Genomic DNA, 8,966 nt, shown 5'->3' on the forward strand with positions numbered 1-8,966 from the left:
TATCTCTGCTATGATAATCTTGCAGCGGTTTTTGGCAAAAATTAAAAATGTATAAGATTACACCCCTGCAAATAAATCTCTAAATCAAACAGTTTGACCTCAAAATTTTAACACACTCCCAATGTGGATATTGAGAGCGAAAGAAGCAAGGTTGTAAAAAGTGGAGATTCATTATGGATATTGTTTATTGTTTCAAAAAAAACTCTTAATCTCAACAGATACACTGTCATACTCCGGAAAAGGATTATCATAAGAATAACATGAGGCTTCAATAGTATTCTCTCCATAATTGACAACATCTGTAATATCAACATTTAAAAAGTCTTCTTCTACTATATTTGGATATTCCATAGTTACTACATTTTGATTATTAACTCTAACATAAATCTGATAAGGGATATAATTGCCATTAAGCATATATCCACAAGGCTCATAAGAGTATAATGAAATCAGTACTTGTGTTGCATTATCATCAATAATAAAACTATGTTCTTCTAGTGATTTGTCTTGGTTATATAACGGCAATACATATTGAACAGTCTCAGTTGTTTTTACAGTGATTTTTTCTTTTTCTGGATTATTTATCATGTAAAATTCATTATCTTGTTGGCCCGTCCAAGATGCCAAAATTTCTGTACCACCGCAGCTAGCTTTAACATAGCCCGGTATAGTTCCAATGCTTACATAGTATAGTTTTTTTGATGGTGCAAAAGGGTAAACTTGTTCACTCATAACTACACTAGGGTCAAATCTATGCTTTACTTTAATTTTGTAGTCGATTGTGCCTTTATCAAACTCTTGAGCTGTTTGCCATTGTGATGGTTCAGCATCTAGACTTGCTAAAAGTTGTTTCATTTTTGTTGTTATTTTTATTAGTGAATCTTCACTAGTTAAGTAAGCCTCAACAAACTTGTGTCCACCTGGAAAATCTAAATTTGCGTTGCTAGACATACTCCCAGGAATAGGATTTATTACTGGGTCAATAAAGCCTGTTACATAGTCACCTTTTGATGCTTTAACTTCACTTGCAGGTGATGCAACTTGCAAGTTTGCAAAGTAGTTTTGATATTGTGATGGAGTGATTTTTTCATGAACACGATTAGCAAAAAGATTTCCTTGTGAATGTGAAACTAAAAGAACTCTATGAGCATACTTAAAACTTTCCTCATAGTACTTCTGAAACATCTCTACCGTATTCGCTTGCTCATCCATGATTATCGCTGATTCACGCAACTGATACATGACAGTTGATATTGTTGCCGGAATAGGATTACCATTAAACAATAGAGTCATTAATGCAAAAAACTCTATTCCATTAACTTGTCCTGATTCTTTTAGCTGGTAGTATGTTTCTAGGACATCTAGCATATATCCTTGTCCCCAATTATATTGAAGCTGAACTTCTCCATATTTAGCTTTTAGTATAGGGCTGTTTTTTATTATAAAAGGATTAATTATTTTTCTATTCATCTCTCTAATACTATCTTTCGCTTGTTCACTACTATTCCATACACCATTTCCAAAATAAATATCTGTCTTACATTCATCTATAATTTGTGCTTGAGCTATATTTAGAAAAATAAAAGTTATTAATATAAATAATTTTTTCATATTATTCTCCTAGCTCATCTATATTAGTTTGACATTTTTCAGCAGTTGCCGGAGAAGTTTTTAAAATATTGCCACTTAATGCAGAATTATAAGAAAATTTTTGTTCAATTCTAGCTCTAGTATTATAAATTTTATCTTTAATTTCAGAATCATTAAATACTTTATTTTCACTTCTCCATTTACCAGCTTTTAAAGCTTCTTGGATTGCTGCATTAAAATCTGTTTCATCAAGGTTTATTATTCTTTGATTAATATCTTTTTGTTTTTTATCAAACCAGTAGTATTGACAAGAAATTGCATCATCTTCAAATTTACTACTCTCCATAGTAGGATTCTCAAGTATCTTTTGAGCAGACCAAGCATACTGCATAGCAAGAGCTGTTTTTGTTTTAGGAAATTCAGGATCTTTTGCAAAGCGTTTTATGACATATATTTCCACATCATCCCTGACACCATTATTGTTAAAGTCTATACCAAGAAGAGTAGAGTTGTTTACTGCCGGGTCTGGTTCGGGCGGGAGTTTGTAACCGTTTATCTCTTTATACACTACTACCGTTACCGGAGTTGATGTGATGTTGTTAAACTTAGCTTGTATAGTAGTAACACCCTCAGTTAATCCACTTAAAGTATTATTTGAGATAGAAGCTATAGAGTTATTTTGGATTCTCCACTCTATATTGTCTAAGATTTCTTTAGTTGAACTATCGGCATATGTTCCAGTTACAGATAGAGTTATTTGAGTTCCTTCTTTTACTTCAATAGAGGACAGAGAGATTGCTATACTTTGTAAATCCGGCACAGTAAAGTTATAGTTGATTCTCTCTGTTTGAGTATTGTTTGTAGATGGATCATCCAGTTTTACTTTTTGAACTAGAACTTCATATGTTCCAACTTCCAAAGCAGCATCAGGTGTAAAAACAATTTTATTACCGATAGCCCTAGAAGTTCCGCTAAGTCTTTTATTTGTAGCTGCTTTAAGTACAACTGTGTTTTTATGAATAGATTTAGCTTCAACAGGCATTGTAAATGTAATCTCAACATTAGTATTAGGAGATTCAAACTCAGCTAAGTGTTCTGGAGATACAGAAACCAAATATTGTTGAGCAAGACCGCTCTGGGCATGTAAACCAACAGATATTGTACAAAACAGTACTAACTTGATGAAAAAATGAGACATATAAAACCCTTTTTGTGAAAAAATATTAATAACTATATTATTTTTTGTAAATAAAGTCAATATATTAGTTATAAATTTTAAGCAAAAAGTATATACTCCTATTTTCTCTCGTCACACCTCTCCTGAGGTGTGATGTATTTATTTACTGTAGGCATTCCACCTTGGGAAAGGTGGAACGAGGTAAAAGCTCTAAACATCAAGTGGTAAAACTAAAACTTCTTCCAGAAGCTAGGTAAAAATATAAGTAAAAACGTAAAGACTTCCAACCTTCCTATAATCATCCCTAAAGACAAGACGAATAAATCCAAGCCGTCGTAAAATCCATAATTTTGAGCCGGTCCGACTTGAGAAAAACCCGGTCCTATATTTCCGACGCAGGCAAGTGCACTTGAGAGAGAGGTCATCATATCGTAGCCGCTTGCATAGAGATAGAACGTGATTATTGCATTTGTGATAACAAAAAGCAAAATAAACCCAAAGGTCATTGATATAAGGGAGTTTGAAACGGGGGAGTTATTTATAAACACTTTTATAATTGCACTGGGATGAATTATCTTCTTAAGCTCCACAAAAAGAACTTTTATGGATACGACGTATCTTATTATCTTCACACCGCCTGCTGTAGAGCCTCCGTTTCCGCTTGCGAGCATCGCTAAAAATGCAATTGAGACCGCCATCTGTCCCCATGCTTCATAATCAAGAGAAGCAAAACCCGTCGTCGTCATAAGTGCGGCAATGTTAAAGCTTGCATGAGTCATAGCCATAAAAAGCGTATCGTCACTGCTTTGATATCTAAAGAGACCCATGAACAAAGAGAGCAAAATAAATATAATGATATACCATTTTGTCTCTTCGTTTTTATAACCGTTTATGTTTCCTCTAAATGCTTTTAAGTGAGCCAAAAAGGTAATACCGGAAATAACCATAAAAAATGTAGTAGTCCATAAGATAAAGGGACTCTCAAATGCGCCAAAAGAGCTGTTTTTTGTTGAAAAACCGCCTGTTGATATGGTGCTAAATGCATGGTTTATAGCATCAAAAGCGCTCATGCCGCCTAGTTTTAAAAGTACTGCATCGAAAAAAGTTAAAACTATATAGATTCCCCAAAGCATCATGGCGGTATCTTTTATTTTCGGTGTTGATTTGTCAAGCTTTATTCCGCTGGCTTCTGCTTTAAAAAGAGCCAGTGAGCCGCTGGGGTTGATTAAAGACAAAAGACCCACGCCCAAGACTAAAATCCCCATACCTCCAATCCAGTGCATGAGACTTCTAAGGATTAAAATCATGTTAGGCAGACTCTCGATATCCGAGTATATTGTGGCTCCGGTAGTTGTAAAACCGCTTATGGACTCAAAAACAGCCTGCATAAATGTTATATTGCTATAGAGCCATAGCGGAACGGCGCCCGCAAAACCTACCAAAATCCAAATAAGATTAACGCTAAGTATCCCGTCTCTTAAAGAGAGTGTAATGTCATGGTTTTTAAGCAATAAAAATATAGTGCCGTTTAGTAAAAAAAACAAAATATCAAAGAGCAAAAAGAGGGATATATCTTCACCGTAATACCATCCTATGGCAATAGGAAATAAAAAGAAAAGAGAGAGATAGATTCCCACGCTTCCTAGAAGTTTTGCTATGTTTTTTAGAGTTTGTTTATCCACTTTCTTACCTCTTCTCTTTTTTGTTCAAGACAAAAAACTGCCACTATTGCCGGATGCTCAAAGATCTGTTTCTTATGAAAAATGTGTAATTGATCATTTGACACTATATAAGTGATTGCTCCGGTTATATTTAGCGGGCTGATTACTCTTTTTCCGTCTTTCAACTCTTTAATAAAGCAGATGCCTGAGCCGCCGCAGAAAAGCTTTGTATTGATAACGGAACTTGAGCCTATGGTCTCCATAATAGAGTAAAAAGCGTTGATTTTAGGACCTCTGACTACTATAATGCCCAGAGAGTGCATAAGATTGTAGTGTTCGAGGTCGTTGTTTATGGCGACTACTTTTTGTACTCCCTGCTCCTTCGCTTCAATGCATTTAATAATGTTTTCTTCATCGTTTGAAGTCGAGGCTATGATCATATCTGCGTTTTTCAACCCCTCGTCGTCGTAAAGCCGAAAATCGCCATATTTGCTGTTGATAATAGTAGCTCTGTTTTGTAGTATCTCAGATGCCGTTTTGCATTTTTGTATATCTTTTTCTATGATTTTTATTACTGCTTTTTTTTCAATCAGGGCTTTTGCTATTTCTATGCCTAAAATATCTGCTCCAAAAATAACAACATTTTTAATCTTCTTAGGCATTGTTTTATTTAGGTTTTTAGAGATCTTCTCAATAGCATCATCTTCGCCGAAAAGGTATATCATATCCCCTATTTTCAGTCTTTCGTCCCCGTTTGGTATATAGAGTCTTTTGCCGCTGTCAATCCCGACGACCTTTGCTTTGTCATTATCTATCTTAAAAACGGAGAGTTCTTGAATATCGCTCTCTATTTTTATGGAGATAAGTTTGTTTGAGGTTTGAGCAAAACTTTTAACATTGTTTGCCATAGGATAATCAAGAAGCGAAACCAAACTTTTAGCCGTTAAATTGTATGGAAAGACGGCATCGGTTATCCCGATTTTAGTTGCAATGGAGCTTCTTGCAAAAAACTCCTTTTTTAGCCTTATAATCTTTCTTTTTACATCTATTTTTTCCGAAGCTATTATAGATGATATAAGATTTATCTCGTCATTGTCGGTAACTGCAATGAAAATGTCGATACTTCTGTTTTCTAAAGATTTATAACTTTTTGGGTCTTGAACATCTCCTGGTATCGTCAAGACATCTATACTCTCTTGAAGTTTCTCTAGAGCATCTTCATTTTTATCCATAATAATAACATTGTTGTTCTCACTTAGCGATTTTGCAAGCCTAAAACCGACTCTTCCCGCACCCGCAATTATAATATCCATCTGTTTTCCCCTCTGTTTTTTAGTTATTGCAGCAAAATCTGTAGCCTATGCCCGATTCTGTCTTTATGTAGTTTGGTCTTGTACTGTTTTGCTCTATCTTTTTTCTTAGCGTGTTGACATAGGTTCTAAGGTACTGCATTTCGTTTTGATATCCTACGCCCCACACCTCTTTTAAAATCTGTTTGTGCGTAAGTGTTTTGTTTGTGTTTAGTAGAAAGTATTTTAAAAGTTCGTATTCGATAGGCGTCAATTTTAGCTGCTCACTTTTGTAAAATATATCTCTTGAGGCGATATCCATCTCAAGTTCACCGCAAACAATTTTGCTGCAGAGATTTTCATGGCTTATATCTCTTCTAAGATTTGCTCTGATTCTCGCCAAAAGCTCATTTACCGAAAACGGCTTTGTTATGTAGTCGTCTGCTCCTGCATCAAGGGCTGCTACTATCTCTTTTTCGTCATGTCTTGCACTAAGAACCACAATGGGGAGTTTTGATATCTCTCTTACCTGTTTTATAAACTCTTTTCCATCACCATCAGGCAAGCCGAGGTCGACTATAAGCAGATTGGGACTGTGGCTTAGAAACATCATCATTGCATTTTTTTTATTTTCACATGAGATATGATTAAATTCATACTCTTTAAAGGTAATCTCTAACAATTTTTTTACCGACGGGTCGTCTTCTACTATTTGGATAAGATAATTTTTCATACTAATTTTGCCTTTTTTACTACGGGTAAAGATACCTCTATAAGTATGCCATCATTTACACTGCTTGCTTTGATGCTTCCTCCGTGAAGATTTACGATGCTTTTGCAAATCGCCAATCCTATGCCGCTTCCCGAAATATCGTCTGTATCTTCAAGACGATAAAACTTGTCAAAAATGTTTTTTAGTTTTGCTTTGTCGATATGGCTGCTTTGGTTAAATATCTCTATTTTTAGAGCATCGTTGGAGTTTTTTATTTTTAAAACAACTTTTGTATTGTTTATGGAGTATTTAAAGGCGTTGTCTAAAAGGTTTACTATAAGTTGAGTCAGCAACATGTTGTCACCCCAGTACAGGGCGATTTCATCTATTTTTATATCCAGCAGTTCATCATTTTGTTTTTGTGAAAAATCTTCCAAAGCAACGCCGATAATATCTTCAAAATCGCACCAGTCAAGCTTGAGGTTTATCTCTCCGCTTGAGAGTCTAGCGCTGTCGAGAAGGTTTGTAATCAATCTTTTCATTCTTAAAGATGCGTAGTTGATATCTTCAAGCAAACTATTTATGCTGCTTTTGTCTAAATTTTGATTTGACAAGATAAGATTTGTCGTGCCGTGTATGGTCGAAAGTGGTGTTCTTAGGTCATGTGAAATTATATGCAGCAAACTCTCTCTTAACTCATTCTGTTTTGTCTGCGTATGTAAATTTTTGGCCTGAACCGTAATAATCCAGCCCACGATTCCAAAAATAATAAAACTCCAAATATAGAGTTCATTATGAACACTAAAACTGTAGAGAGGGGGAATGTAGAGAAAATTAAAAAAGATGACGCTTAAGATAGTGATAAAAACGGTTGCCTTCATATTGCCATGAATTGCTACTACGACAACAGGGATGATATGTATGAGTCCTATGTTTATAATGTCCAAATGCTCACGAAAAACATGGCTTATAAGGGTTATTATAAAGAGCATCCCGAGTGCTTTGAAGATGTAGGCGTAATTAAAATAGTTAAAACTAAAATTTTTCATTAAGCGTTGGGAAGTTTTATAAGAACTATAATGGTAAGGATTACTAATATGACTATCATTGCGATATCTGCTACTGACATGTTGTTATCTTTGTTTTGATTTATCTAAATTATAGTCTAGATATTATCAATAACTTATCAAGATTATTTTAAAAGTATCAAAATATTATAAAGACGTAGGATGCATCGACTCCATATAGGAGTTAACTTATGTCTAAAGTTGCTATAATTAACAAAATGGCGGTGAACTTAAGTTAAAAAAAGAGTTATAAATATGAAAGAGGAGTGAGAGTGAATTTTTTACTACAAAAATTGAGTAGTTTTGTCTCCAAAACATCTACTATGATAATGCTAACTGTTGGTATGAGTGTTATCATCGGCTCTGTCGGTGCTTCAATTGTGCTAATCCCAACAAAACTTTTAGCTGTGATTGTTGCAGCAATAGGCACTTTTATGGGAACCACTATTGTCGCATCCAGCATGACGAAAGTTATATCTCAGAAGCTTAACGATGAACGAGAGGAGAAAGAAAAAGAGATTAGAGCCAGAGTAGAACTAGAGAATGCTGTTGCAAAATCCATAGAGATTGAGAATGAGAGAGACAATCTTCAAGATGAGATTAATCATCTAAAAAATATGAAACTGGATGTCAACTCAATCAGTAGAATAATGGACTTGGGTGTTGCAAAAGCTGACATGACATTTAGAGATTTTAAAAAAGTTACTCTCTCTAAAGAGTCCTCAATAATCTCTAGAGATGAAACCAAAGAGTATATTGGATTACTGCAATGCAACTACACTGCAAAACTGGGAGTAGATTTGCTAAAGCTTAAATTTTTAGAAACACAAGATGGCAGCATTGAAGTAAGCGGATTGAAAAGTGAGACATTAGGTATCTTAAATCGTGATATCACTTGGCTTATGAAAGAGGTTCGCACTTTTAAAACAAACAGCAAGTGGTTGCCTGAGAGCTATGAAATTGAAGATAATGGTAAAAACTTGATAGAACAGAGTGATATTCAAGCTAAACAAATTGATGCAATGATTGAGAAGGGTGCCAACCTAAAACACTTTGATGATTATATTATTAAATTGGCAAAAGATTTTATAGCCTTGTTACTCGCGCCACTACAAAAAGAGGTGCTGTTTGTTGAGCAAGAGAATCCTAATGCTAGAGAGCTTGTTCATTTTTTGACGGAAAATAATAATCTGATTGAAGAAAAGATGAGAAGATTTCAGACTCAAAGCAACAATAAAATACTAGAGATGAAATAAAGAGCTAGTCGTAGAGAGTGTCAGATCTTGTTTATATTTACAAGAATCTTCTTTAAAAGAGAGCCGAAGAGCTCTCTCTCTTTTGGATCAAGAATTTCAAAATATTTGTTGCACTCTTTTGAGATTTCACTGAGCGCTTTTTGCACAAGCTCTTCACCGCGCTCACTTAGACAGACGAGCATACATCTTTTGTCGTTTTTGTCCTCTTCTCTAT

General features: G+C 34.8%; 7 protein-coding genes and 1 pseudogene. 1 reads left to right on the top strand and 7 read right to left on the bottom strand.

The annotated features are described in order from the left end of the window. Window positions 1-192 precede the first annotated feature (192 nt). The 6 genes from RQ763_RS06310 to RQ763_RS06335 form a co-directional block, all read right to left on the bottom strand. A complete protein-coding gene (locus RQ763_RS06310; protein WP_314151825.1) occupies window positions 193-1,611 on the bottom strand; it encodes a hypothetical protein in 1,419 nt (472 codons plus the stop codon). Window position 1,612: 1 nt separating this feature from the next. Next, window positions 1,613-2,788, bottom strand: coding sequence for an Ig-like domain-containing protein (locus RQ763_RS06315; RefSeq protein ID WP_314151826.1), 1,176 nt, complete (start codon window positions 2,786-2,788; stop codon window positions 1,613-1,615). Window positions 2,789-2,997: 209 nt separating this feature from the next. Then, window positions 2,998-4,449, bottom strand: a complete 1,452-nt coding sequence (locus RQ763_RS06320) for a TrkH family potassium uptake protein (RefSeq protein ID WP_314151828.1) — start codon at window positions 4,447-4,449, stop codon at window positions 2,998-3,000. Continuing rightward, window positions 4,431-5,741 carry an NAD-binding protein gene (locus tag RQ763_RS06325; RefSeq protein WP_314151829.1) on the bottom strand — a complete coding sequence of 437 codons (1,311 nt, stop codon included), beginning with the start codon at window positions 5,739-5,741 and terminating at the stop codon, window positions 4,431-4,433. Before RQ763_RS06325 ends, RQ763_RS06320 begins: the two co-directional genes overlap by 19 nt. A gap of 19 nt (window positions 5,742-5,760) precedes the next feature. Next, on the bottom strand, window positions 5,761-6,450 hold the full coding sequence (locus RQ763_RS06330) for a response regulator transcription factor (protein ID WP_314151830.1): 690 nt from the start codon (window positions 6,448-6,450) through the stop codon (window positions 5,761-5,763). Continuing rightward, complete coding sequence (locus RQ763_RS06335; protein ID WP_314151832.1) at window positions 6,447-7,478, bottom strand: DUF4118 domain-containing protein; 1,032 nt, start codon at window positions 7,476-7,478, stop codon at window positions 6,447-6,449. The genes RQ763_RS06330 and RQ763_RS06335 overlap by 4 nt, the downstream gene beginning before the upstream one ends. A gap of 290 nt (window positions 7,479-7,768) precedes the next feature. Between RQ763_RS06335 and RQ763_RS06340 the strand changes: the two genes are divergently transcribed. Further along, window positions 7,769-8,752: a hypothetical protein gene (locus RQ763_RS06340; RefSeq protein WP_314151833.1), complete on the top strand. Its 984-nt coding sequence runs from the start codon at window positions 7,769-7,771 to the stop codon at window positions 8,750-8,752. A gap of 20 nt (window positions 8,753-8,772) precedes the next feature. Here RQ763_RS06340 and RQ763_RS06345 read toward each other — a convergent pair. Next, window positions 8,773-8,966, bottom strand: a pseudogene (locus RQ763_RS06345) (MarR family transcriptional regulator); the annotation flags it as partial.

The organism is Sulfurimonas sp., assembly GCF_032250635.1.
Classification (GTDB): domain Bacteria; phylum Campylobacterota; class Campylobacteria; order Campylobacterales; family Sulfurimonadaceae; genus Sulfurimonas.

Excerpts from the sequence above, each read along its gene's own strand:
- RQ763_RS06310 (WP_314151825.1), bottom strand. The coding sequence starts at position 1,611 with ATGAAAAAATTATTTATATTAATAACTTTTATTTTTCTAAATATAGCT.
- RQ763_RS06315 (WP_314151826.1), bottom strand. The coding sequence starts at position 2,788 with ATGTCTCATTTTTTCATCAAGTTAGTACTGTTTTGTACAATATCTGTT.
- RQ763_RS06325 (WP_314151829.1), bottom strand. The coding sequence starts at position 5,741 with ATGGATATTATAATTGCGGGTGCGGGAAGAGTCGGTTTTAGGCTTGCA.
- RQ763_RS06330 (WP_314151830.1), bottom strand. The coding sequence starts at position 6,450 with ATGAAAAATTATCTTATCCAAATAGTAGAAGACGACCCGTCGGTAAAA.
- RQ763_RS06335 (WP_314151832.1), bottom strand. The coding sequence starts at position 7,478 with ATGAAAAATTTTAGTTTTAACTATTTTAATTACGCCTACATCTTCAAA.